We start from the raw sequence: 24,540 nt of genomic DNA, 5'->3' as shown, positions 1-24,540 counted from the left end.
AGAGCGAGACAAGGCCTTGTAACTGAAAAAACGGAATGCACATTAGGGTATATGAACATTCTAAATCGACTTTCAACGCCGCATCGCCAAAGCGCAGCGGACGTTGAACAGGTCCTAAACCGTAGTCCAAACAAAACAAGGAGGTGATCGTCCAGTAAAACCGCGCCCAACGCGACGCACCGCCGCTAGAGCGGCGTCGAGTCCGGCGCAGGAACCGCCCGGCCGCAAGCCCGGCCTTCCATTCAGAGCCGCACACATGATCCAGCCAACGCCGCAACGCGGCCTCCGGGCAAAATCAACGGCTCTCAGATGCAGTGTCTCGTTCGGCGAGGCTCCTATGCAAACACAGGTCACTGATCTGACGACGTCGAGAGACGCCCAAGGTTAGGACAGGCTTTATCGGATTAAGGTATAGCCCAAAGTGACTTCCCGCATGCAGTCGGGATACGTTGCATAGTGCCAAAACTTAGACGCGGAGATAGCTTTTCTGCACTCTCTCTTCTGGTTTCCGCCCCCATTGTGACAACTGTTTGTGGTTATAAAACAGCTAACGGGGAATACCTCAAAATGTCTTTTGCAAGCATTACTCTGCCTACCGCTCAGGCAAACGAAGTCAATCTGAAAGAAACCGTCGCCTCCTACATGAGCGACTCGCTGATCACCCTCAGCCGCGACATGAAAGTCAGCGAAGCGCGCGAGCACATGCTCAAACAGCTACGCGACGAAGACATTCCCGCCCAGATTTTCGTCATCGACGGCAGCCGCTTCCTGCATGGTCAGCTATCGGTCAAGCGCCTGCTGACCGAAACGGACCTGACTCTGCCGGTTTCCGCGCTGATGGGCCCCACCTCCTTTGTCGTCGAGCCTAATCAACAGCGCCGCGACATCGTGCCAGAACTGATAGACAAGGGCGTGGATCTCGCACCGGTTGTCAGCGGCGGCAAACTGCTGGGCGCCCTGTACGAAAAGGAAATCGCCGCACTGATCCGCGACGAAGGCACCGACGACGCTCAACGCCAAGGCGCCAGCCTGCCGCTGGAAACCTCCTATCTGGAAAGCTCCCCGTGGAGCCTGTGGAAAAAGCGCCTGCCCTGGCTGCTGCTGCTGTTCTTCGCGGAAGCCTACACCAGCACTATCCTGAAAGTGTTTGAAGAGCAGCTGGAAGCCGCCATCGCGCTGGCCTTCTTCATTCCGCTGCTGATCGGCACCGGCGGCAACAGCGGCACTCAGATCACCTCCACCCTGGTGCGCGCGATGGCGATGGGCGAAGTCAGCCTGCGCAACATCGGCACGGTATTGCGCAAAGAGGTGACCACATCCTTCATGATTGCGCTGGCCATCGGCGTGGTGGCCTGGATACGGGCCTGGATGCTGGGCGTGGGCGACGAAGTGGCCTTGGTGGTGTGTCTGACGCTGATCGCCATCACCATCTGGAGCGCCATCGTGTCCTCCATCATCCCAATGCTGCTGAAGAAAATGCGCATCGACCCGGCCGTGGTGTCGGCCCCCTTCATCGCCACCTTCATCGACGGCACCGGTCTGGTGATTTACTTCAACATCGCCATGCTGGTGATTTCCGACCTGGCCTAAGCGCCCCCTTTCCGGCGCGCCATCGCGCGCCGCCGCAAGCCGCGCCCGCCAAGCCCATCCCTGGATGCGGACTTGCCGGGCGCGCGCCACATGTGCATGGGACTTTTGAACAGGCGCTTAGGCCAGTTTGTCCTCTTCTTGGTTTTTATCACGCCGCCGCCAAGTTGTTTTCAGCGACCCGCCATGCTAATGTCCTGATAAATTTAAATAATCAAGGCATACGCCGGCACCTCCTTTCATAGCAACGCCACTTAAACGGCCTCTTTCATGACCCATTCAAACCGTAAACGCTTCGCCGCCGCGCTGGCGCTGGCTGCCGCGCTGCCGCTGACGGCCCACGCCGAAACCTTCGACCTGGGCGCCATCCTCAAGGACGGCATCAAGAAAGCTCTGCAAAAAGACCCCGCCGGGGACGGAGCCGCCGCCCCAATGGCTCCCGGCATCTACGACGGCTCCGACAAACAGTTCGAGCGCACGCTGACCATCCGCCCCAACGGCAAGTTTGAACTGGAAGTCATGCAAAAAGGCAAACCCGGCCAACTGCGCTCCGGCTCCGGCAGCGGACAGTTACAGGCCAACGGCGGGCAGTGGCGCTATAGCGAAGGCATCTGCACGATGAACATCCTGCCCCAGACCTCCGCGGTGCAAGTGCAGATGGACCGGTGCGCCAGCGCCTTCGGCGACGTGCCCTTCGACGGCGTTTATCGTCTGGCCAAGGCGGCCGGCGGCGCCCAAGCCGGCGCCGGCAAGAACAAGGCCCTGGCGGCGCAGCTGAGCTGCCACAATCTCAATCTGAGTGACAACGGCGTCGCCAAACTGCTGGCCGCCGCCACCGGCTCAACGCCCAACCAGGTATGGGAACATGAGCTGGCCTTGCCCAGCGGCTATGACTACGGCGATTTGCCGATTCGCTCTGCGCAGTTGTCCGAGGCGGACGGCGGCTTCCTGGCCTTGTTCGTGGACGGCGACGCCGCCGCCATCAAGAGCGCGATCAAGAAAACCCAGCGCAAAAGCAGCAGCGCGGCGATGTTGAGCAAGGTGGGGGAAAGCTATCCCTTCCCGGGAAAACCCAACGGCCTGCCCTATGTGCTGTGCCGGAGCAAGGCGGTTCAACACGGGCTGTATTGACGCTTGCTCCAAACGACAATGGCCCCGGCAAACGCCGGGGCCATTGTCGTCAATCAACCCGTCTAAAGCTCAACCGCAAGCGCCTACGTGACCGCAGGCGGTGCAAAACTCGCAGCCATCCTTCTTGATCAAGGCGTGATTGCCGCACTCCGGGCAGGGCTTGCCCGGCACCTGTTTCAAGGCGGCGCTGGCTTCCGGACTGAACAAATCGCTCTGCTCCGGCACCATCACCCCCATCTCTTCCAGCGGCACGCCTTCCTCGGTCAACACTCCCAGCATCGCGTAGCGGTGGATGATCAACTGCGCCAGATAGGCAACGGTGGACGGCCAGCTCTGCGACTTCTCCGCCCCGGGAATGCGGGCGAAGAAATCGCCCTGCGGCTCAGCGTAGCTCAGCAGCTTGCGCAGCTTGAGACCGATCCAGGCCGGATCTATCACCCGCATGTCCAGGCTCAGCATCTTGCACAAGCCGTCCAGCTCTCGCGGATAAGCGCCGGCCAGCCACATCGAATACGGCCGGCGCTGGCCGTTGGGCAGCACCAGTTCTTTAATGAAGAGCACGAAGTCGTCGCCGGTTTGCGGGTTGCTGACGTCCACCGACCAGCTCATGGTGCCGTCGGTTCCGGATTTAGGCTCCTTGCGCGCGAACAGCGCGTCCATCACCGGCGTCGGCTCGTTTTGATCCGCCGGCAACGCCCCTAGTTGCTCAACGCGGTGGCGCACCACCTTGCCCAGGGCCGCCGAGGCCGAGGTGGCGTAAACGGTGCGCTCGCCCAGATCGAACACATAGCGTTTGTCGCCGTTGGTGTGCGACAGCGCGTCCAGCTTGGCGGCCAGCCAGCCGTGGTCGCGGCAGCGCATGTCCATGGACAGGGTCTTGGCCACCGCGCCCAGCCCGCGCTGTTCCTCTGTAGCGTTGACCCAGCATTCAAACGGCGACACTCGACCGTTCTCCACATGACCCACCACCACGGCGAAGTCTCCGGCGTCCCCTTCCACCATGAAGGTCCAGGACGGGTTGCCTTCCTTCAGCTTGGGCCGGTTAGGCCACTTCAAGCTGGACAAGGCCGGCGTCGGCGCGGTGTTGAGCACCACGCGGCGGTCCGGATCGCCGTCGCCGCTGCCGGACAAGTCCTGCGGCGTGGCGGCGCTGGGCTTGGCCGGCTCCACCGACAACACCGACCCCAGCACGCTGTTGGGCCGGTAGGTGGTAATCCCTTTCAGTCCAGCGCGCCAGGCTTCCAGATACAGGCTTTCGAAATCGTCGAACGGATAATCGCCCGGCACGTTCACCGTCTTGGAGATGGCGGTGTCGATATAGGGCGCCACCGCCGCCACCATGCGCATATGGTCCAGCGCGCTCATTTCCAGCGCGGAGACGAAGTAGTCCGGCAGGGCGTTGGTGTCCCCGCCCTGCATCCGGTAGACGCGGTAGGCGTGGTCTTCCACCAGATATTCCTGCTGGCTGCCGTCGGCCATGCGCTTCTTGCGGGTGTAGAACCAGGAGAACGGCGGCTCAATGCCGTTGGAGGCGTTGTCTGCGAAGGCCAGCGAAATGGTTCCGGTGGGCGCGATGGACAAGAGGTGCGAGTTGCGAATGCCGTGCTTGCGGATGCGCGCCTTGATCGCCTCCGGCAAACGGCTGGCGCAATGCGGCGCGGCCAGGTAGGCGTCGGCGTCGAACAGCGGGAAACCGCCCTTCTCGATGGCGAGATCCACGGAGGCGTCGTAGGCGGCGTCGCGCATCGCCTCGGAAATGCGGCTGGCGAAGCGGCGGCCCTCCTCGCTGTCATAGCGTATCTTCAGCATGATCAGCGCGTCGCCCAGGCCGGTGAAGCCCAGGCCGACGCGGCGCTTGGCCTGGGCCTCGCGCTGCTGCTCCTCCAGCGGCCACACGGTCAAGTCCAGTACATTGTCCAGCATGCGCACCGACATGCGCACCACTTTCTCGAAGCTCTTGAAATCAAAGCTGGGCTTATCGCCAAACGGCTGGCGCACATGGCGGCACAAATTGATGGAGCCCAGGTCGCAGCAGCCGTAATCCGGCAGCGGCTGCTCGCCGCAGGGGTTGGTGGATTCAATCACCTCGCAATAGGACAGATTGTTGTCCTGGTTGATGCGGGTCATGAACAGCACGCCCGGCTCGGCGTGGTCGTAGGTGGAGGCCATGATCTGCCGCCACAGTTCACGCGCCGGCACGGCGCGGTAGACCCACAGGCCGTCCTCGCGCTGGTAGCTGCCGGGGAAGGCGTCGGACGAGGGCTCCACCGCGTGGGTCAATTCCCAGGCGGCGTCCGCTTCCACGGCGCGCATGAAGTCGTCGGACACGCCCACCGAGATGTTGAAATTGCGCAAATCGCCCTGGTCCTTGGCGTGGATGAATTCCTCCACGTCCGGGTGAGAAATATCCAGCACCCCCATCTGCGCGCCGCGACGCGCGCCGGCGGACTCCACCGTCTCGCAGCTGCGGTCGAACACCCGCATATAGGACACCGGGCCGGACGCGCGGCTGTTGGTGCCCTTGACCCGCGCGCCCTTGGGGCGGATGCGCGAGAAGTTGTAGCCGACGCCGCCGCCGCGGCGCATGGTTTCCGCGGCCTGCAGCAGCGCCTCGTAAATGCCCACCTTGCCGTTTTCGGTTTCGGACACTGAATCGCCCACCGGCTGCACAAAGCAATTGATCAAGGTGGCGCGCAAATCGGTGCCGGCGGCGGAATTGATGCGACCGCCGGGAATAAAGCCGTTTTCCAGCGCTTGATAGAATAGCGGCTCGAAACGCGCCGGGTCGCTTTCCAGCGCCGCCAGCGCCTTGGCCACGCGCAGGCGCACTTCGCTCACGCTCTGTTCGCCGTTCTTGGCGTATTTTTCCAGCAATACCTCGCGGGAGATATCCTGCTCGGTCATGGCGGCGATGTTTTCCTGCTTCATGGTTCCCGGTTCCTCTTGAATTGCGGCCTGCGGCGGCCAGGGCGGCCCCCTTCCAGCATGCAATGGACCATGTGGGCCGCAAAAGGTTTCGACACGTCCAATACGCAATATCTGGAAAAGAAAAACGGCGTATTACACTATATGTAGTTACGCCGTTCGTTGACACATATCAAGCGCTATTCCACCTCGCCGCCGTTTTTCCCTATTGTCATGGGCAAAAACACGACGCGCGGCCGTCGCCTCACGGCGTCTTCAGTTTCACCTCCAGCGGCACGCCGTCGCGGCCGGCGGAGACCTTGACCGGCTCGCCCAACTGGATACGTTCCTGCAGCGCCGGATCGGTCTTGACCATCGCCGCGCGCGCATTGGCGGCGCGTTGCTTGGCCAATTGCTGCAGGCTGGCGTCGGTGATGTTCTGCGCGGCGATCAACTCGTCCCGCAGCAGCTTGCCCAAGGCCGCTCCGGACGGTCCGCCCGGCTTCAGCGTGTGGCCCAGCAGCTTGAAGCGGCCGATCTGCTTGCCGTACACCGATTTCACCGCGGACAGGATTTCGCCGTCCTGCATGTCCGGCTGCGGCAGCGGCTCGCCGGCGCCCAGCTGATGACCGGCGGCGGCGAAGATCGCCAGATCGGTTTGCGCGCGCGCCATCTCCTTGCGGTCCGCGTTGGCATTGTAGCCGCCGCTGATCGACAGCATCAGCTTGGGTCGCTTCACCATCAGCCCGGCCACTTTGACCAGCTTCTCGCGCTCCGGCGGCGTCACATTGGCCTCGCCGGCCACGAAGCGGATATCGTCGAAGCCCTCGCCGCCCAGCAAGGCGCCCAGCGCGCGGAACGGCGCGGTCACCACCTTGGTCACCACGTTGACGATGGCTTTCCAGATGATCTTGCCGTAGCTGAACTGCGGATCGTCCAGGCTACCGGCCACCGGCAAGTCCAGATCGATGCGTTTATCGCTGTCCTCCAAAATAGCCACCGCCAGCCGCAACGGCAGCCGCGGGCCCTTGTACTCGCTGTCCGGCAGCTCGTCGCCCAGTTGCAGGGAATCAATCACCACTCGGTTCTCGCCCTTGAGCTGGCGTTGCTCCAGCAGGTAGCGCAGATCCACCGACAAGCGGCCGTCCTTGACCTGCCAGCCGGCGAAGTTCATCGAATACGGGTTCAGCGTGCCCATGGATATATTGCGGAAGGCCAGCGTGATGTCGGTGTTGTCGGTGGGCGCCAGCGGCGACAGCGCGCCGCGCACCTTGACGTCGCCAAACTGGTCCACATCGCCGTCCAGCGTGATGTTGCCGCGCCGATTGGCGCGGGTGGACAGGTTCTGGATGGAGCCTCGCAGATTGTGCATATCGGTGGCGAAGTCCGGTTTCATGCCGTGGTCGGCGAACTGCACCCGGCCGCCCTGCACGTGAATGGACTTGACCTCCACCAACGGCAGCGGCCCCGGCTTAGCCTTGGGCGCGGCCGGCTTGGCGCCCCCTTGGCCGGCAAACAGCCGGGCCACGTTGAGCTCGCGTTTCTCGTCCAGCACTAGTCGCCCCGCCGGCGCTTGCAGCCGCACATCGTTAATCGCCACTTTCAGCGGCATGCCTTGGGCGCTGAGGCCGCGTACTTGCAGGTCGCGCCAGCCCAGCAAGGGCAATTTCTCGCCCGGCTCGTACACCGCCAGCCGCGCCACGCCGGCTGAGCCACCGACACGCCAGCCGCGCACGCCGACATCCAAGTTCAAATCCGCCGACAGCGCGCCGCCGCCGAAACGCAGCGGCGTGCCGCTCAAGGCGTACGGCGCCAGCGGCGCCAGTTGCACCCCGTCGGCGCGCAGCTTGCCCTTGAGTGCGCCGGCGGCGGCGTCGATATCGGCCTTGGCCGCCAGCTTGCCGCCATTGAGCTTGCCGGCCAGGTCCACCGCCAGCTTTTGGCCGTCGCCCACCTCCACGGTGCCGCCCAGGCCGGACAAGGCCGCATTCACCGGCTTGGCCAGGCTGCGGTCGGTCCAGCTCAGCTGGCTGTCCCGCAACTCCATTTCCGGGTAGGAGAATTTCCAGGCCGGCGCCGTCTCCCCCTGGGCGCGCGCCGCAGCGGGGGTCGGTTTGGAACGGCCGGCGGACTCGAACAAGCGGGCCAGATTGATCTGGCCGGCGCGGTCGCGCTCCACCTTGGCCTCAAGGCCGCTCAGCGTCAGCTTGCCCGGCTCGATGCGGCGGCCTTGTTGCAACAACTGGCTGGACGCCAGTTCCGCGCTGGCCAGGCTCAAAACCGGTTCCGCGCCTTGCGCGCCCAGCTTAAGCTCGTCCAGCCGCGCCAGCATGCCCGTCAGCGCGAAGCCATGGTCCGGCGACAAGGCGAAGCGGCCAGACAACAGCGGCAGCTTGGCCTCCAGCGCCAGCGGCTGGCGGAAACCCTGATCAGCGTAACTCACGCGCCAGTTGCGCAGCTTGATCGCCTCGATGTTCACCAACCACGGCAGCGGCGCTTCCGCCGGCTGAGGCTTGGCGACGGCCGGCGCGGCCGGAATCGCCTTCTGCCAATCCACCGTTCCGTCGCTGTCGCGCCCGGCCATCGCCAGCCCCTGGTCCAGCTCGATGGACTGCACTTTCAACATTGAACGCGCCAAGTCCAGCGCGCCGCCTTCGACGCGGACTTCCGGAATCGTCAGTTCGCTGCGGCCGCCCGGCGCTTTCAACGCGAAACGCAGCAGGCTGGCGCGGAACGGCGACACCGTCAGCTCCGGCGTTTTGCCGGACATCTCAAAATGGTAGCGCGCCGACACCGACAAGCGCCCTTCCGGCGCGGCGGTGTTGAAATGCGGCTGCACATAAGGCCAGATCGAGGCCAGCGGTAGCTCCGCCATCTGCGCCTCGCCGTCGGACTTCAGCGGCTGCAGATTGATGCTGCCCTTCCAGTTGAAGCGGGTGCCGTCGGTCAAAGCCGCCTGCATCGTGTAACTGCCGTTTTCCGGCAGCGTGGACAGGTCCACCAGCGATAGATTGAGCGGCACCATGGTAAAGCGCTCGTCGCCGCCCAGCCGGTCCGACAACTGCGCCTGGCCGTTGCGGATGTTCAAGGCCTTAATCAACAGCCGCGGCAGCTTGTCCGATCCGCCTTCGGGCTTGGCCGGCCCGGCGGCGTCGGCGACGAAACTGGCCCAGTTCCACTGACCGGCGCGGTTGCGCGCCAAGGCCAGTCGCGGTTCATCCAGAGAAAACTCCTGCGCCTGCCAGCGGCCGATCAACAGCATGGACGGGTCCAGGTTCAGATACGCCCGCTTCACCGCGAACAGAGGCCGGCCGTCGCCCTCGCTCAGCTTGAGATCCCTCACCTCCAGAGACATGTCCCAAGGCGTGATCTTCACCTCGCCCATGCTCAGCGTGCGGCCTATGCTCTGCGCCCATTTGGCGGCCGCGTCGCTGATCATGCCCGGCGCCAGCCAGCCCAGGAATCCCCAGAGCAAGCCCAGCAACACAATGGGGACCGCCGCCCAGCGCAGCCAGCGGCGGCGCGGTCTCGGCAATGGCGAGTTGGAATCTGAAGCGGGTTTTATCTGTTCGGTATCGTTTTCCATATCGTCTAATTCTAATACTCATAAAGAGGTCTTAACAGTCCCCGTGGCAGATTTCCCTGTTGCCGCAAACCAACAGCTGGCCGACATTCAGTCAATAATCATTGCGAATGTCCACGCGCCGGTACTAGCATGCATTCGTTCAAAATATTGAACATTTCGAACCAAGAACGATCAATCCCATTCAAAACGGCATTGGCCGTTTTATCAAATCAGAGAGGAGCACCCGGATTGCCGATCCATCAATGGGCCCGATTCCAGCCCCGTCCCGCCTGCCCGCGCAGCCCCGGCTGCCGCACACTGGACCGTAGATTATTTTTAGTACAAGCGCAGCGGCCGCATACCTTGCGGCACGACGCCCAGCGCGACAGCAGCTCGGGCGCGCACACATGACAACAGAGGGTTTATGAATAACGCAGAACAAATCAACAAATGGTTGGACGACAATCGCATCACCGAAGTGGAATGCCTGATCCCGGACATGACCGGGCTCGCCCGCGGCAAAATCGTGCCGCGCCATAAATACAATCCGGCCGAAGGCCTGCGCCTGCCGGAAGCAGTGCTCTCCATGACCGTGACCGGGGACTACCCGGACCAGGACTTCACCTCCATCGCAGATCCCGACATGCGGCTGATTCCGGACGCCAGCACCCTGCGCCCGGTGCCGTGGAACCTGGAACCCACCGCCCAGATCATCCACGACTGCGCCTTCTTCGACGGCCGCCCGGTGGACCTGGCGCCGCGCAACGTGCTCAAGCGCATCCTCAAACTGTACGAAGACGAAGGCCTCAAGGCCGTGGTGGCGCCGGAAATGGAGTTCTATCTGGTGGAAATCCAGCCGGACGAAGACATCCCGCTGCGCCCGCCGGTAGGCCGCACCAAACGCACCGAAGCGGGCATGCAGAGTTTCTCCATCGACGCCGTCAACGAATACGACGGCATCTTCGACGTAATGTACGACTGGTGCGAGGCCCAGGGCCTGGCGCTGGACACCCTGATCCACGAAATGGGCACCGCCCAGATGGAAATCAATCTGGACCACGGCGACCCGCTGGCGCTGGCGGACCAGGTCTTCCTGTTCAAGCGCACCGTGCGCGAAGTGGCGATCCGCAACAATATGTACGCCACCTTCATGGCCAAGCCTATGCAGGGCCAGCCCGGCAGCGCCATGCACCTGCACCAGAGCGTGGTGGACAAGGACAGCGGAAAAAACATCTTCAGCCTGAAGGACGGCCAGCCCTCGCAGAAATTCTTCCATTTCATCGGCGGTCTGCAAAACTATCTACCGCCGGCCATGCCCTTCTTCGCGCCCTATGTGAACTCCTACCGCCGGCTGAGCCGCTACACCTCGGCGCCGATCAACTTGTCCTGGGGCTACGACAACCGCACCTGCGGCCTGCGCGTGCCGCACTCGGACCCTCAGGCGCGGCGGGTGGAAAACCGTCTGGCCGGCGTCGACGTCAACCCCTATCTGGCCATCGCCGCCAGCCTGGCTTGCGGTTACCTGGGCATGAAACAGGGCTTGATGCCGTCCGAACCGCTGACCGGCAGCGCCTACGAGCAGCCTCACCAACTTCCGCGCCACCTGGACGACGCCATCGACATGCTGCTCAAGTGCGAACCGCTGACCAATCTGTTCGGCGAACACTTCATCCGCACCTACAGCGCCATCAAGGAAGCCGAGTACCGGGAGTACTTCGACGTGATCAGCCCGTGGGAGCGTCGCTTCCTGCTGCTGCACGTTTGATCGGCGCTTAGCACGCTTCTTAGAGCCTGTTCTAAAGTCTCGCGAGCAAAGGCGAGACAAGGCGAAAACCGCTGAGAAAGCGGAATGGTCAAATGGTACATGAGCATTTCGAAGCGGCACTCACCGTGTCACGCCTCACGAAGCGCAGCAGATTATGAACAGACTCTTAGGCGCAGAACGCTCGCCGCCGGCCTCTCTTCCAGGCTGGCGGCTTTTCCGCCCCGGCGTCATCAAACTGTGCATTGACAATCCCCAGCCCAGAATATTCAATATGGTTAACCTAGGCCGATAGAGCATTCCATGCACCCAAGCCACCAGCCAGACCCCGTCCGCCCAGCGCCTCGCGCCGGGCTGAGCCTGAGCGAAGCCCTGCGCCAGGTTCAGCGCGACGCCTCCCCCGACAACGACCGCGACTACTGTCGCGCCTTGCACGACTTCGTGCGCGGCCATGTGCGCTTCGGCTTCACCAGCCAGTTTGAAACCGTCACGCCGGAGCGCACGCTGGCCTTGGGACGCGGCCATTGCAACGCTCAGGGCGACTTGCTGCGCGCGCTGCTGACCACCGCCGGCATCCCGGCGCGGCTGCGCTTCGTGCGGCTGGACAAGCGCATCCTCCGCCACGCCGTGCCCGCCCCGGTCTACCTGTGCCTGCCGGAACACCTGTTCCACGGCCTGGTACAAGCGCGGCTGGACGGCCGATGGCTTCACAGCGACAGCTATCTGTTCGATCCCGACGGCTTCGAGCGTCAATACGCGCGCCTGCTCGCCTCCGGCCTGCCGCGCGGCTACGGCCTGCGCCTGGGCGCGGACTACCGTTGGAACGCGGACGCCGACAGTTTCTCCCAAGCCAGCGCCGACGATCTTCACGACGACGACCCGGTCTACGACAGCCTGGCCATCGCGCTGCAGGAAGAAGCCGGCAACAACACCCTGCTGGGTCTGCATTTCAACCAATGGCTGAAACTGGCGCCGCCGCCGCTGCGCCGCCGCGGCGAGCGCTATCTGAACAGCCGGCTGCATCCCGCCGGATAAACGCCGGTGGGCTGTACAAGCCGCCAACACCGCCTCTATGATGAGGCCCTTCCCTAACAATCAGAACCGCGCCATGATCCGTCGCCTGACTCCCCTGGTGCTCGCCGCCCTGCTCGCCCTGCCCGCCGCCAGCCAGGCGGACGGCCGCTACGACTACCGTCGGTCCCACCCGCCGCGCCAAAGCAGCGAGCACCTGAGCGACAGCGATTTCAACGCCTATAACATCGTTTGCCACCAAGCCGGCCAGGTCGTTGTCAACATCCCCGCCGCCAAGAACATTACCCTGCTGCGCGAGGACGACGATGTCCGAGAAATCCGCTACTTCCCCGGCAGCGACATCCTGAACGAGCAAAAACTGCTGGTACCGCGCAGCCTGGCCTGCCAGCTGCGCCGCAACTGAAGCCGGCCACAAGCGGCGTTCAAGCCCCCGGCTTGCTCGCCCATGTGGCGATGAAGGCCGGCAGATAGCCGTCGATGACGAAGCGCGGATTCGGCTGCATCTCCTCGTGGAAACCCGCCAACAAAAAGCCGGCCTCCAACTGGCCGCCTATCAGCTCGGCCAGGCTATGGCCGAACACCAACGCCTCGCCGCCGGCCCGCTTGGCCTCCAGCGTTTCCGGCTCCAGATCGCGCAGATCGGAATACGGCGCCGGATATCGCGGCCGGATCAGGCCCTGGCGCGCAAGCTCAGGATCGCGGTCGCCGATGAAGGCCGCCGGATTGAAAAAGCTGCTGAGCAAGCGTCCGCCCGGGCGCAACACCCGGAAGCACTCGCGCCACACCGGACGCACGTCCGGCACGTAGAGATTGGAAATCGGGTGGAACACGCAGTCGAAGCCGGCGTCGGCGAAGCGCGACAGGTCGCGCATATCGCCCCGTTCCGTCGCCAGCGTCAGCCCTTCGCGCCGCGCCACCAGCCGGTCGCGCTCCAATTGCTGCTCGGAGGCGTCGAACACCGTGACCACCGCCCCAGCCGCCGCCAATAACGGACCCTGCTGACCGCCGCCGCTGGCCAGGCACAGAATACGCCAGCCAGCCGCCTGATCCAGCCAGCCGGCCGGCAGCGGGCCAGGCGTCAGCCGCGCCTGATGATCGCCCGCGCGCGCGGCGGCGATGGCGGCGGCGTCCACCGGCTGCGACCACGGGCCGGCCTGCTCGGCCAGGCGGTCCCAGGCGGCCTGGTTATGTGAAAAAACATTGAGGGATGCATGTACCGGCATGGGGAGTCCTGTTCTGTTCAGAGAGAAGGAGACACCCAGCCAAAGCCGCGTCCATAGCGAAACGGACGGCCCCGCGAAGGGGCAAAGACGAAGCGGACGACAAAACGAAACGGCAATGCGGCAAACGGCCCAGGCTGGGCAAACGAGTGACGGGCATTACAGCTTCATTCCGGCGCGCTCCTATCGGGAAAGGGGAAGACTCGCGTCCGCAAACGGACGGGCGCCGGCATGGCCGGCGCAGCCGCCATTCTACGCCAGATCAAATTTAAATGACATAGCAATTCCGTAAACCAGGCCATTCAAGCTTTTCGCTCCCCCACTCCTCGGAGACATGATGAAAGCTTGCCTGGCACTCTGCGCCGCGCTGCTGGCCGCCCCCGCGCTCGCCGCCTATCCCGACGACCTCAAGCTGACTACCTGGAACGCCATGCTGCTGCCGCAGTCGCTCTATCCCAACTACGGCCAGGAACAACGCGCGCGTCTGATCGCCGCCGCGCCCATCCTGCAGCAGCAGGATGTGGCGGTGTTTCAGGAGCTTCAGGACAACAGCAGTTCCGAAGCGCTGCTGCAAGGCCTGAAAACGCGCTTCCCGCACCAAACCCCGGTGATAGGCCGCAGCCAAAGCGGCTGGGACGGCACCGAAGGCTGGGACGGCGCCAGGCCGGAAGACGGCGGCGTCGCCATCGTCAGCCGCTGGCCCATCGTGGAAAAGCGGCAGTATTTGTTCCGCAACGCCGGCTGCAGCTGGGATCAATACGCGCTCAAGGGCTTCGCCTACGCCAAGCTGCAAGTGGGCGGCCAGTACTATCACGTGCTGGGCACTCATCTTCAATCGGAGGACAGCGGCTGCAAAGACCACGCCGCCGTGCGCCAGGCCCAGCTGCGCGAAATTGCCGACTGGCTGCGCGCGCGGCGGCTGCCCAAGGACGAAATGGTATTGATTGCCGGCGATATGAACGTGGACCGCCGCAAGCCGGCGGAATACCGCGCGATGCTGGACATCCTGCAAGCCAATGAGCCCCGCTACGCCGGCGTCAGCGACAGCTTCGACACCGCGCGCAACGGTCTGGCGCTGGAACGCTACGGCGCGCGCGGCGGCGACGTACCGGAGTACCTGGACTACGTCCTGACGCTGAAGGCCCACCGCCAGCCGGCGGCCTGGCACAATCTGGCGCTGGACGCGCCGTCGCCGCAGTGGACGGTGCAATCCGTCGGCAAGCACACCTACGCCTATACCGACTACAGCGACCACTACCCGGTGCAGGCCTTCGCCTGGGCCGACGCCGCCACGCCCACCCAGTCATTTACCGACCAGGCCGGCAGCTACCGCCAAGTGGGCTTGCAAAACCTGGGCAACGGCCAATGGCTGCAAAGCGCCGCCGCCAACGACGGCTGGCTGAAGACCGGCCCCGGCAACGCCTCCGCCGCCCGCTTCAATCTATCCAACAACTTCGCCATGCGCGACAACGGCTGCCTGCGCTCCGGCGACTATCTGCGGGTGGAGCGGGCGGACCGGCCCGGCTGGTTCTGGACCTGGTGGGGCGGCCTGGACGCCAATCAATACGCCTATTACACCAAGCAAGGCCCGCTCAATGCCTCCTCGGAGCTGCGCTTGCAGATCCAGGATCGGCCGGACGGCTGCCTGCGGGACGGCGATATTATCAGCTTCAAGGACTGGGCGAGGCAGAACGACTACTACTTGACCGCCTGGAACGGCGGCGCCCACGATGGACAACTGTATTTATGGCAGCCCAATATCGGCCCGCGAGAACGCTTCCGCGTCAGCATCACGCGCCAGCCGCAGCGGCAGGATTGGAAGGCGCAGTTGCTTTATAAAAACAGCAAGCGCTGATTGAGAACCACGGATAGCGGGCGGCTCGCGCCGCCCGCTTTTCACTGCTTACCAGGCCAGGAACAGCAAGGACGCACCCAGCAGCAGGCACAAGGGGGAATAGAAACGAGTGTCGTTGCGGGCGAAGCGGCTATCACGCACGCTCTTGAACAAGCCCACGTAGCGGAATTCGCCGATGCCGCGCAACAGCAATGCGGCCGCCAGCGCCAGCAAGCCCCAGCGCACGGTCTCCATTTGCCAGAAGCGGGTCAGATGACCATGCAGCGCAACCGCCACTGCCGACAAGGCCAGCATGCCGGCCACCGCGAAAGTGCCGCCGCGGGAAGGCTGGAACAAGGGCTTGCCGTCCACCTCGGGCACCGCCGCGCCCATTCCAACGGTGCCGCCCAGGGCCCAGTAGCAATGGATCAGACTGATAATCAGAAAAACAGTAATCAAAAACAGGCTCAGCATAAGCAGGTTCCCTTTCTAATTAAATGTTTATCGGAAGTTCAACCTCCCTTTGATTATAACACAATCCCATCTGCATTGATTTTCAGCCAAAAAACGGCAACGCCCGGCAAACTCGCGCCCATCTCACTGATGGCGCGCTGAGTGAATTCTGCAAGCCGCGATCCGGCTTTTTGACGACAGTAGCGGGGTCAAATCACTCCATGCCTTCCACTTGAAAGCCGACCCCATGCCAAACATCGCCGCCCACAGCGCCACTCGCCCTCTCGCCGCTCCCGCAGCCTTGCCGACTGCCCGCGCCGCCGCCGCTCAGCCACAATTAGGCCTGGGCCGATGCTTGACCAGCGCCTCGAATCGCTGCGCCGCCGCGCCGGACCGCCCGCAAACCACGCAAGGACCCGTGCCGCAGCAAGCCCGTTTCCAGTCGCTGCTGTTCCGGGTGGCCAACGGCGTGGTCAACGCCTCCCCGGCGCGCCAGGACCAAGCGGTGGCGCTCTACGGCCTGAGTCACGCTCAAATGCAACTAGGCGATTTCGTGTGTGGCGAACTGGACATGCAAAACGTCGCCACCATCGCCACTTACAATAAGCAGCTGGACATCGTGCATTACAGCCGCGACTACACCATGTCTTACTTCTCGCCTCGCGAGCTGATCCAGGAATTCAGCCGCCACATCAGCGACGCCGCGGCCGGCAAGCTGGTCAAGCGCGCGCGGCAGCCGGCCGCCCCCATCCTCCAAGCCTGGGCCGACTATCTGGGCGCCCATCACACACGGCTAGACCCGTTTATCCGGCTCAACGCGCTACTGGCCAACGTGCCGCCGGAGGAGCGCTCCGCCGTGGCCACCCGCTTTGTGTTGAAAAACACCAGCGGCGACTGCCGCACGGAAACCACGGTCAACAACCTGCTCCATCTGGTGCATGCCTGCGGCTGCAAAAACGCCGACGACGTCGTCGCCGCGCTCGGCAAGCTCACGCTGGATCGGCACGACCTGCTGGACCTGTCCGAACTGTTCATCAAGCACTTCTTCCGCAACTCCAGCAAACTAGGCCTGGAATTCTTCGCCAAACAAGGCGCGGAAATCGCCTTTGCCTGGAACGACGCCGGCCGCGGCAAGATGGACCTCGAAGCGATACGGCAAAAACCCTGGCAAGAACAGCAGCGCCGCTTCCAGCACAGCTACGAGCCGATCACCTACTCCGAAGTCCGTTCCGTGCTGCGCCAGCCCGAACTATTCGACGGCAAAGTCTCTAAAGTGTATTTCGCCGACGACGGCGTGGAACTGGCCGGCTCCCCCGCCTCCGAGCAATGGGTGGCGCTGACGCGCCCCATCGCCGCGCAGCGCCACTAAACAAGGCCGCATAAGACAACAGCCCCCGGAGCGCAAGCGCCGGGGGCTGTTTTCAGATCAAGCGTTCTCGCCGCTTACTGCGCGTCCGCCTGGATCGCGGTCAGGGCGATGGTGTAGACGATGTCGTCCACCAGCGCGCCGCGCGACAGATCGTTGACCGGCTTGCGCAGGCCTTGCAGCATCGGGCCCACCGACACCACGCCGGCGGAGCGCTGCACCGCCTTGTAAGTGGTGTTGCCGGTGTTCAGGTCCGGGAACACGAAGACATTGGCGCGGCCGGCCACTTCGCTGTCCGGCGCCTTTTGGCGGCCCACGGATTCCACGCTGGCGGCGTCGTACTGCATCGGGCCGTCAATCATCAGATCCGGGCGCTTTTCCTTGGCGATGCGGGTGGCTTCGCGCACTTTCTCCACGTCCGAACCGCTGCCGGAAGTGCCGGTGGAGTAAGAGATCATCGCCACGCGCGGGCTCAGGCCGAAGGCGCGAGCGGAATCGGCGGACTGGATGGCGATGTCCGCCAGCTGTTCCGCGTTCGGGTCCGGGTTCACCGCGCAGTCGCCGTACACCAGCACTTGATCCGGCATCAACATGAAGAAGATGCTGGACACGATGCTCGCGCCCGGCGCGGTCTTGATCAGTTGCAGCGCCGGACGGATGGTGTTGGCGGTGGTGTGCACCGCGCCGGACACCAGGCCGTCCACCTCGTTCAGGGCCAGCATCATGGTGCCGATCACCACGCTGTCTTCCAACTGTTCCGCCGCCTGCGGCGCGGTCAGGCCCTTGCTCTTGCGCATTTCCATCATCGGCGCCACATAGCGGCCGGCGGCCTCTTTCGGGGCCAGGATTTCAATGTCGGCCGGCAGGGTTACGCCCTGGGCTTCCGCCACTTGGCGGATGCGTTCCGGTTCGCCGATCAGCACGCAGCGGGCGATGCCCTTTTCATGGCAGATGGCGGCGGCCTGGATGGTGCGCGGCTCGTCGCCTTCCGGCAGTACGATGCGCTTTTGCGAGCGGCGCGCGCTCTCGATCAGGCGATGACGGAAGGCCGGCGGCGGCAGGCGCACTTCGCGCGGCTCGCCGATCTTCTGCACCAGCACCGCGGTGTCGATGCGCTCGGCCACGAAGTCTATCATCGCCTGCATGCGCTCGGCGTCTTCCATCGCCACGTGACGGTCCAGATTGGCCAGCATGGTGCTGGTCTCATAGGTGTCGCGCTCGGTGGACAGAATGGTCAGGCCGGCTTGGCGCGCGGACTGGATCAGCGGCAGGATGCTGCCGGACACCGGTTCGCCGCAGGTCAGCAGCAGGCCGGCCAGCGGCACGCCGCGCAGCATGGCCAGCGAGGTGGCCAACACCACGTCGCTGCGGTCGCCCGGCGTCACCACCAGGGTGCCCGGCAGCAGGCGTTCGGCCATCTTCTCCACAGTGCGGGCCGCCACCACGGTTTCGCGCATGCGCGCTTGCTCGATCTGGCCGGCGTGTTCAATCTTCAAGCCCAGCGCGCTGACCACGTCCAACACGCGCGGCGCGTCCAGTTTGGCGTCGTAAGGCACGCAACCCAGCAGCGGCGTGGCGCAGCCCTGCGCCGCCAGCTCGGCGCGCAGGCCGGCCAGATTGCCGCACTCCGCGCCGCGGTTCAGCAGCAGGCCGGCCAGTTTGCCGTTGCCGTCTGCGCCAAACTGACGCTGCACCAGTTGCACGCATTCGGCGATGTCGCGCGCGCCGCGGCCGGCGCCGGACAGCACCAGCAACAGTTCCGCGGACAGGCTGCCGGCCATTTCCGCGTTCAGGCGGATGGCGGTTTGCGCGTCGCTGTCCGGCACCAGGCCTTCAACGATCAGCACATCGTGATTGTCCCGCGCCTGTTCCGCCAGGCGCACCACGTCTTCCATCAAGGTGGCCAGCTCGCCTTCGCGCAGCATGGCTTGAGCGCGGGCAAACGGGATGGACGCCGGCGCGTCGATATTGCACAGCTGACGGGCAAAGTGGCTGGACAGCTCGGCGCCCACGCTGGCGGGCTGCGCGATGGGCTTGACGAAGCCCACCTTGATGCCGTCGCGCTCCAGCGCGTGCACCAGGCCCAGGGTCATGGAGGTCAGCCCGGCGTCCGAACCATAGGAAGCCAGGAAAAACACTCGTTTCGGTTGTTGCGATGTCATGAGTTTTGCTTTCGACGCGCGCGCCGCCGCAAGGCGGCCCGGCGTTCAGAATCAGGCGGCGGCCGACGGAGCGCCGGCCGCGCGATACAGACGCGGCTTGCGCCGCGAGGTCCTATCAGATACCGGCCAGGTCGGCGGTATCCTTGGCGATCATCCACTCTTCGTTGGTGGCCATCACCAGCGCGGTGGTGCTGCCCGGCTGGCTGATCACGCCGGTGTTGCCGCGCACGGCGCGCTCGTTGGCGGCCGCGTCCACGGCGAAGCCCAGCACCTTCATGTGGTTCAGGGTCTTCTCGCGCAGCAGGCTGGAGTTTTCGCCGATGCCGCCGGTGAACACCAGGGCGTCGATGCGGTCCAGCGAGGTGGCCAGGCCGCCCAACAGGCGGGCCAGACGGTGAGCGAACATGTCCAGCGCCAGTTGCGCGTCCACATTGCCTTCCGCCGCAGCCTCTTCCAGAGCGCGACAGTCGCTGGACACGCCGGAAATGCCCAGCAGGCCGCTCTGCTTGTTCAGCAGATTGTCGATGCCGTCCAGATCCAGGCCTTCCTTGCGGGCGATGAAAGTCACCGCGGCCGGGTCGATATCGCCGGAACGGGTGCCCATGATCAAGCCTTCCAGCGGGGTCATGCCCATGGTGGTGTCCATGCACTTGCCGTTCTTCACCGCGGAAGCGGAAGCGCCGTTGCCCAGGTGGGCGATCAGGATGCCGTGGTTGGCCGGGTCCAGCTTCAGCTCGGCCACGGTTTCACCGGCGATGAAGCGATGGCTGGTGCCGTGCATGCCGTAGCGGCGCACGCCGTATTCTTTGTAGAAGCGCTGCGGCACGGCGTACATATAGGCCGGCTTGGGCATGGTCTGATGGAAGGCGGTGTCGAACACCACAACCTGCGGCAGCTTGGGGAAGGCTTTCTGCGCGGCGCGGATGCCCACCAAGTGGCCCGGGTTGTGCAGCGGCGCCAGCGCGCAGCATTCTTCAATGCCGGCCAGCACTTCGTCGGTGATCAGCGCGGACGCCTGGAAGCGCTCGCCGCCGTGAACGATGCGGTGGCCAATGGCGACCACGCTGTCCAGCCACTCATGCTCGCCCATGAAACGGGTCAGCGCTTCCATCGCCTCGGCATGGCTGCCGCCGTTCAGCGACTCCGTCTTCTTGCCTTCCGCGGTTTTGAAAATGATGCGCGAATCCGCCAGGCCCAGGCACTCGGCCAGGCCGGACAGCAGCGGCTCGCTGGAGCCCTTGGGCAGCAGCGCGAACTTCAGCGAGGAACTGCCGCAGTTGATCACCAGAATTTCAGAAGATGTCGTCATAATATATCAGCGATTCATGATAAATAATTCGATAAACAAGCAGCGCCGCTCCGGGCGACGCTGCCAGCCAAAAACCACAGGCCGGAAGGCGCTCAAGTCACCTTCAAACCTTTACAGGAAAACAACTCGCGGGCACGTTTGACCTGCTCCGGCGTGGGAATCGGCGTATCCGCCAACTGGTATTCCATGCCCAGCTTCTGCCACTTATCCATGCCCAACTGATGGAAGGGCAACACCTCAACCCGCTCCACCACACTGCCCAGGCCGGCGACGAAATCCGCCAGCCTGCTAATGTCCTCGTCGCCGTCGGTCAAACCCGGCACCAGCACGTAACGCACCCACATTTTCTTGCCCAGGCGTTGCAGGCGACGGGCAAAGTCCAGCGTCGGCTGCAAGGGCTGGCCTGTCAGCGCGTGATAGCGCTCCGGGTCCGAATGCTTGATGTCCAGCATCACTAGGTCCACCGCGTCGAACCACTCGTCGCTCACCCGCTCGTGCAAAAAGCCCTGAGTGTCCAAAGCCGTGTGCAGGCCGAAGCGGCGCTTGGCCTCGCGGAACAGCTCGCCCACGAAACCGTCCTGCATCAGCGGCTCGCCGCCGGACACCGTCACGCCGCCGGCGAACTTCAAAAAGCGCGCGTACGGCTCCAGCTCCGCCATCGCCTGCTCCACCGTGACCTGGCGGCCGTTGTGCAGCTTCCAGGTATCCGGGTTATGGCAGTATAGGCAGCGGAACTGGCAGCCCGAGGTGAAGAAGACAAAGCGCATGCCAGGCCCGTCCACCCCGGCCCCGCTCTCCGTGGAATGCAGGTAACCCACCACGGATTCGGGAGACATGGCGTGTTCTTGCGGGACCGTGTCCACGGCGGTTTGGGTATCTGGCATGCGTTTGTGCTCCTAATGGCCAACAGAGGCCGGCCCTTAAACAGGCCGCCTTTTAAAGCATAGTGCGCGGTTCCGAACGGGGGATATCCCCAAACGCCAGAGCCGAACACAAATGTTATTTTACGAACACATTTTATATTCTAAAACGAAAATATGTGTTTGATACAGGTCAAAAGCGTACATTGTGATGTGCGCACGCCACATTGCCCCGCACATCCTACCCGGCAAACCCTTGATTTACGTGGAGTTCTAGTTAAAACAGTCGTTAGTTTTACCTTGCACTGCAATATTTCCGCTCGTTCGCGAACATCGTCATAACACGTCAACAGCATAAACCGGAACCGGCACAGGCCCATCCGCGGCTGAGCTGGATCAAGGCTGGCCGGGCATCGCCGGCAAACATGGCCCAATTTTGCAAATGTCATTTCCGGCAACTATCATGCCAAAGGGATTCCACACCCTCGGTAAACCGCCATGACCGCACTGCGCCTCGCCCTCAAAAGCGTCATCGAATATCCGCTGCCCGCCTCCAGCCAAACCCATGAAGTGGCCGCCATCGGGCCGGACTTGCTGCTGATTTCCCAGCAGCCCTCCGGCGCGCTGGTCAAAATGCGCGTGGCCCCTCACAGCGGCCAGCCGCGCGCCTCCGTCTCCCACGTCATCGACAACCCGTTTTCCGGCCTGCACGGGCTAACCGTCTCCAAAACCCACCCCGGCTGCCTGTGGGTGACGCTGCAATTCCAGTCCGAGCTGTTGCTGATAGACCCGATAGCGTCTGACCTCACCGCGCCGCCAAAAATCCTCAAGCGGGTGCCGCTGCCTCAACCGGCGCGCGGCCCGCATGTGGTGGCGGAAGACGGCGATATCCTGTGGACCTCCTGCAAAGACAGCCGCCACGTTGTGCGCGTAGACAGCCTCAAGCCCGCGGACGCCACCCTCTACCCCTGCCCGCCGCGGCCCATCTTCGTCCAGCTCCACCCGGACAGCGGCGACGTTTACGCCACGCTGGACCAATCCAGCCAGCTCTACCGCATCCCGGCCAACGGCGACGCGCCGGCCGCCATTGAAATCCCCGCCGAACACGGCAACACCCCGGTGGGCATGGTGCCGGGGCCGGACGGCAACCTGTGGTTCGCGCTGCTGGGCAACGCCTCCGGCGGCAACGGCGGCTTCGGCCGCGTGCTGGCCGGCGGCGAGATCGAATGGTTCCAGCTGACCACCGCCCCGGCCGCAGGCGCCGGCTTCATCCACCTGGGTTTCCCGCCTGCCGCCGGCCCGGAACCGCGGCTCTACCTGCTGGCCTCGTCCATGGCCAGCGCCGACGCCCTCAACGGCGTGGTGCAAGTGAAGATGAACGCGGACTACAGCCGCGTGGAAGCGCAACAAACCATCGCCTTCCCCACCCAGCACAGCATGAGCCACCGCGTGCTCAGCACCGCGCACGGCTTGTACGCCACCGAACTGGGCGCCTGCTGCCTGGCCCATCTGCGCCCGGCGGACAACCGCTATGGCGAAGGCGTCAATGAAATGGCCGACCCCTATTCGCTGTGGGGCTGCGGCATACCAGAGGGAGAAGTGCGTTATCCGGGAGCGCACCGGGAGGAATAGGGTTTGGCGGGGGCGCTTGGGTGTTGAATCCGCAGCGCGGAAGATAGGCGGGGTGAAGCGCAGTGATACCCGCCTCTGCCCGGTTTGAACGCGCGGCGCAGAGCCCGCGTGGGATCGCCTACGGCCCCCCCCACCCTACGCCGCCGGCCATCCTGGATCAGGACTCGCTCACCAGCAGGTCTTCATAGAAAGCGCCAAACTCGCCGGACGGATCGGCAATCTGGATTTCCAGAATCCACAAACCGGTGTCCGGACATTGGGCGAAATCGCCCAGGCTGCCGGCCTTGTAGATGGAGTGCGGAAAGTCCGACACCCGGTGGCCCTTGATGTCCAGGTTCAGCCGCCAGCCCATTGCCTCGGCGCGCTCCGCCGCGTACTGGTACAAGCCTGGGCCGGCCAGCCGCTCGCGCCGCCACTTGTCCGCCACCTCCTGCCACAGCTGGCGCGCCGCCTCGGCACAGGCCTGCTGGCGCGCATTGTCGCCGGTGGTGAAGGTATCTCCGGCGTCGCCCTCGTGGCCGTCCCAGACTATGCCCAGATCAATGAAGAAGATGTCGTCGTCCAGCAGCACATTGTCCGGGTCGATCTGCTGCTTGAATATCTTCAGCGTGCTGCGGCCAAAGCGGACGATGATGCCGTGCCAGATGCGGTCCATGCCCATGCTTTCCAGCTCCGCCTTGGCCAAATCCTTGGCCTGCTGTTCGGTCATGCCGGGGCGGATCTGCGCGGCGATGCGCCGCACCGCCGCCATGGTTTTGTCACGGGCGGCGATCATTTTATCCAGGGAGAAAGCGCTGCCCACCGCTTCCGGAGGGAGAGAGACTGAGGTCATAAGGAATGCCCTATCTTGAGGTAAAGATAAAGAGACGAAATGGGCAGCGGATTATACCGCAACGCGGTGGAATCATGACATTCAAATCACAAACCAAATCAGCCCGCTCACCTCCTGCTCCCGCGTCCCCGCTGGCTTGACCCTGCCGGCCCACTCGGTAACAATCGCCGGGTGCTGTCACTAACGGCACCGGGATTGGCATCTCGCAATTAACAACCAACGGACATATGCGTTACCGCATAGGCCCGTATTTCTCCATGGCTGCGCCAAAATCGGCAGGCTCGTGGTGGGGGAGCGCCCCGCGCTCGCCGGTTGGTTGTTACCGGAAATGCCAATCCTGCCTCGCGCCTGCCAACTCCCGTCTGTATCTGGCAGGTGGTTTATCTTGTGTCACCGCAGGAGAAACACCATGTCGAAAACCTTTCCCGCTCGCCGCCGCTACCGCCAAGCCTCGATGGAAGCGCGCGAAGCCCTGCTCCCCTTCGTGTCCCGACGCCCGGGACGGCCGCAAGCCGATTACTGGCAAATGCCGGCCGCCCACCCGGACTACGCCGCCGACTGCGCCTACGGCCGCGAATGCGGCGCTCACTTCGTCCAATGGCTGAAAGACAACCCCGGCTACCGTAGCCAAAGCCTGCTGGCGCGCATCACCCGCGACATCGACTTCCGCAAACCGGAACAGCGCGGCTTCCGGGTGGGCTTCTTCAACTACCTGGAAGCCATGCTGACGCTGGCCGCGCGCAAGGTGGACGTGTTCGAGCATGTTGACGAACTGCACCGCCAGCAGCAGGCGCAGGTCAAACGCAAAACCATGGAAAACCGCTCGGTGCGGAAGATAGAGAAGAAGTAAGGAAGAACGAACCCCGGCTTTGGCCGGGGTTTGGTTTTGGG

General features: G+C 63.9%; 17 protein-coding genes and 1 riboswitch. Of the genes, 9 read left to right on the top strand and 8 right to left on the bottom strand.

The window, feature by feature from the left end:
• The first annotated feature begins 311 nt into the window (after positions 1–311).
• Positions 312–485: riboswitch (M-box (ykoK) riboswitch) on the top strand.
• 82 nt (positions 486–567) lie between these two features.
• Both MOV80_RS21700 and MOV80_RS21695 read left to right on the top strand, forming a co-directional pair.
• Complete coding sequence (locus MOV80_RS21700) at positions 568–1,590, top strand: magnesium transporter (protein WP_081575549.1); 1,023 nt, start codon at positions 568–570, stop codon at positions 1,588–1,590.
• Between the two features lie 267 nt (positions 1,591–1,857).
• On the top strand, positions 1,858–2,718 hold the full coding sequence (locus tag MOV80_RS21695) for a hypothetical protein (protein WP_081575550.1): 861 nt from the start codon (positions 1,858–1,860) through the stop codon (positions 2,716–2,718).
• Positions 2,719–2,787: 69 nt separating this feature from the next.
• On the opposite strand, the gene MOV80_RS21690 is transcribed toward MOV80_RS21695, so the two are convergent.
• Both MOV80_RS21690 and MOV80_RS21685 read right to left on the bottom strand, forming a co-directional pair.
• A complete protein-coding gene (locus MOV80_RS21690; RefSeq protein ID WP_019103798.1) occupies positions 2,788–5,646 on the bottom strand; it encodes an adenosylcobalamin-dependent ribonucleoside-diphosphate reductase in 2,859 nt (952 codons plus the stop codon).
• Positions 5,647–5,887: 241 nt separating this feature from the next.
• Entirely contained in the window at positions 5,888–9,157 is a 3,270-nt protein-coding gene (locus MOV80_RS21685; protein ID WP_249605480.1) for a DUF748 domain-containing protein, read from the bottom strand.
• A gap of 454 nt (positions 9,158–9,611) precedes the next feature.
• Between MOV80_RS21685 and MOV80_RS21680 the strand changes: the two genes are divergently transcribed.
• From MOV80_RS21680 to MOV80_RS21670, 3 genes are all read left to right on the top strand, one after another.
• Positions 9,612–10,952 carry a glutamine synthetase family protein gene (locus tag MOV80_RS21680; RefSeq protein ID WP_019103796.1) on the top strand — a complete coding sequence of 447 codons (1,341 nt, stop codon included), beginning with the start codon at positions 9,612–9,614 and terminating at the stop codon, positions 10,950–10,952.
• Positions 10,953–11,252: 300 nt separating this feature from the next.
• Positions 11,253–11,984 carry a transglutaminase-like domain-containing protein gene (locus MOV80_RS21675; RefSeq protein WP_161523995.1) on the top strand — a complete coding sequence of 244 codons (732 nt, stop codon included), beginning with the start codon at positions 11,253–11,255 and terminating at the stop codon, positions 11,982–11,984.
• Positions 11,985–12,057: 73 nt separating this feature from the next.
• Positions 12,058–12,384, top strand: coding sequence for a hypothetical protein (locus tag MOV80_RS21670; RefSeq protein WP_019103794.1), 327 nt, complete (start codon positions 12,058–12,060; stop codon positions 12,382–12,384).
• A gap of 19 nt (positions 12,385–12,403) precedes the next feature.
• Here the strand turns inward: MOV80_RS21670 and MOV80_RS21665 are convergent, their stop codons facing one another.
• Entirely contained in the window at positions 12,404–13,204 is an 801-nt protein-coding gene (locus MOV80_RS21665; RefSeq protein ID WP_249605479.1) for a class I SAM-dependent methyltransferase, read from the bottom strand.
• A gap of 334 nt (positions 13,205–13,538) precedes the next feature.
• On the opposite strand from MOV80_RS21665, the gene sph reads away from it, so the two are divergent.
• Complete coding sequence (gene sph / locus MOV80_RS21660; RefSeq protein ID WP_200123197.1) at positions 13,539–15,056, top strand: sphingomyelin phosphodiesterase; 1,518 nt, start codon at positions 13,539–13,541, stop codon at positions 15,054–15,056.
• 48 nt (positions 15,057–15,104) lie between these two features.
• On the opposite strand, the gene MOV80_RS21655 is transcribed toward sph, so the two are convergent.
• Entirely contained in the window at positions 15,105–15,509 is a 405-nt protein-coding gene (locus MOV80_RS21655) for a DUF3995 domain-containing protein (protein ID WP_019100685.1), read from the bottom strand.
• Positions 15,510–15,735: 226 nt separating this feature from the next.
• On the opposite strand from MOV80_RS21655, the gene MOV80_RS21650 reads away from it, so the two are divergent.
• Positions 15,736–16,857, top strand: coding sequence for a hypothetical protein (locus tag MOV80_RS21650; RefSeq protein ID WP_249605478.1), 1,122 nt, complete (start codon positions 15,736–15,738; stop codon positions 16,855–16,857).
• Between the two features lie 74 nt (positions 16,858–16,931).
• Here MOV80_RS21650 and pta read toward each other — a convergent pair whose 3' ends face one another.
• From pta to pflA, 3 genes are all read right to left on the bottom strand, one after another.
• Complete coding sequence (pta, locus tag MOV80_RS21645) at positions 16,932–19,016, bottom strand: phosphate acetyltransferase (RefSeq protein ID WP_019100687.1); 2,085 nt, start codon at positions 19,014–19,016, stop codon at positions 16,932–16,934.
• A 115-nt stretch (positions 19,017–19,131) separates the two neighbouring features.
• Entirely contained in the window at positions 19,132–20,325 is a 1,194-nt protein-coding gene (locus MOV80_RS21640; protein ID WP_043594375.1) for an acetate kinase, read from the bottom strand.
• Positions 20,326–20,417: 92 nt separating this feature from the next.
• On the bottom strand, positions 20,418–21,209 hold the full coding sequence (gene pflA, locus MOV80_RS21635; protein WP_019100689.1) for a pyruvate formate-lyase-activating protein: 792 nt from the start codon (positions 21,207–21,209) through the stop codon (positions 20,418–20,420).
• 474 nt (positions 21,210–21,683) lie between these two features.
• Between pflA and MOV80_RS21630 the strand changes: the two genes are divergently transcribed.
• Positions 21,684–22,817 (top strand): hypothetical protein, encoded by a 1,134-nt coding sequence (locus MOV80_RS21630; RefSeq protein WP_249605477.1) that lies wholly within the window; start codon positions 21,684–21,686, stop codon positions 22,815–22,817.
• A 157-nt stretch (positions 22,818–22,974) separates the two neighbouring features.
• On the opposite strand, the gene MOV80_RS21625 is transcribed toward MOV80_RS21630, so the two are convergent.
• On the bottom strand, positions 22,975–23,649 hold the full coding sequence (locus MOV80_RS21625; protein ID WP_249605476.1) for a M24 family metallopeptidase: 675 nt from the start codon (positions 23,647–23,649) through the stop codon (positions 22,975–22,977).
• 409 nt (positions 23,650–24,058) lie between these two features.
• Here MOV80_RS21625 and MOV80_RS21620 point away from each other — a divergent pair, with 409 nt between their 5' ends.
• Positions 24,059–24,499 carry a hypothetical protein gene (locus MOV80_RS21620; RefSeq protein ID WP_249605475.1) on the top strand — a complete coding sequence of 147 codons (441 nt, stop codon included), beginning with the start codon at positions 24,059–24,061 and terminating at the stop codon, positions 24,497–24,499.
• Positions 24,500–24,540 lie beyond the last annotated feature (41 nt).

The sequence above is a fragment of the Chromobacterium sp. IRSSSOUMB001 genome (assembly GCF_023507765.1).
Classification (GTDB): Bacteria; Pseudomonadota; Gammaproteobacteria; order Burkholderiales; family Chromobacteriaceae; genus Chromobacterium; species Chromobacterium haemolyticum.
The sequence above is the reverse complement of the archived record's forward strand: the minus strand, read 5'-3'. Positions and strand labels throughout refer to the sequence as shown.

What these genes read in the sequence shown, in the direction of transcription:
- MOV80_RS21665 (WP_249605479.1), bottom strand. Translation starts at nt 13,204, where the DNA reads ATGCCGGTACATGCATCCCTCAATGTTTTTTCACATAACCAGGCCGCC.
- MOV80_RS21620 (WP_249605475.1), top strand. Translation starts at nt 24,059, where the DNA reads ATGTCGAAAACCTTTCCCGCTCGCCGCCGCTACCGCCAAGCCTCGATG.
- MOV80_RS21650 (WP_249605478.1), top strand. Translation starts at nt 15,736, where the DNA reads ATGCCAAACATCGCCGCCCACAGCGCCACTCGCCCTCTCGCCGCTCCC.
- MOV80_RS21640 (WP_043594375.1), bottom strand. Translation starts at nt 20,325, where the DNA reads ATGACGACATCTTCTGAAATTCTGGTGATCAACTGCGGCAGTTCCTCG.
- MOV80_RS21690 (WP_019103798.1), bottom strand. Translation starts at nt 5,646, where the DNA reads ATGAAGCAGGAAAACATCGCCGCCATGACCGAGCAGGATATCTCCCGC.
- MOV80_RS21630 (WP_249605477.1), top strand. Translation starts at nt 21,684, where the DNA reads ATGACCGCACTGCGCCTCGCCCTCAAAAGCGTCATCGAATATCCGCTG.
- pta (WP_019100687.1), bottom strand. Translation starts at nt 19,016, where the DNA reads ATGACATCGCAACAACCGAAACGAGTGTTTTTCCTGGCTTCCTATGGT.
- MOV80_RS21680 (WP_019103796.1), top strand. Translation starts at nt 9,612, where the DNA reads ATGAATAACGCAGAACAAATCAACAAATGGTTGGACGACAATCGCATC.
- MOV80_RS21675 (WP_161523995.1), top strand. Translation starts at nt 11,253, where the DNA reads ATGCACCCAAGCCACCAGCCAGACCCCGTCCGCCCAGCGCCTCGCGCC.
- MOV80_RS21625 (WP_249605476.1), bottom strand. Translation starts at nt 23,649, where the DNA reads ATGACCTCAGTCTCTCTCCCTCCGGAAGCGGTGGGCAGCGCTTTCTCC.
- MOV80_RS21655 (WP_019100685.1), bottom strand. Translation starts at nt 15,509, where the DNA reads ATGCTGAGCCTGTTTTTGATTACTGTTTTTCTGATTATCAGTCTGATC.
- MOV80_RS21670 (WP_019103794.1), top strand. Translation starts at nt 12,058, where the DNA reads ATGATCCGTCGCCTGACTCCCCTGGTGCTCGCCGCCCTGCTCGCCCTG.
- sph (WP_200123197.1), top strand. Translation starts at nt 13,539, where the DNA reads ATGAAAGCTTGCCTGGCACTCTGCGCCGCGCTGCTGGCCGCCCCCGCG.
- pflA (WP_019100689.1), bottom strand. Translation starts at nt 21,209, where the DNA reads ATGCCAGATACCCAAACCGCCGTGGACACGGTCCCGCAAGAACACGCC.
- MOV80_RS21695 (WP_081575550.1), top strand. Translation starts at nt 1,858, where the DNA reads ATGACCCATTCAAACCGTAAACGCTTCGCCGCCGCGCTGGCGCTGGCT.
- MOV80_RS21700 (WP_081575549.1), top strand. Translation starts at nt 568, where the DNA reads ATGTCTTTTGCAAGCATTACTCTGCCTACCGCTCAGGCAAACGAAGTC.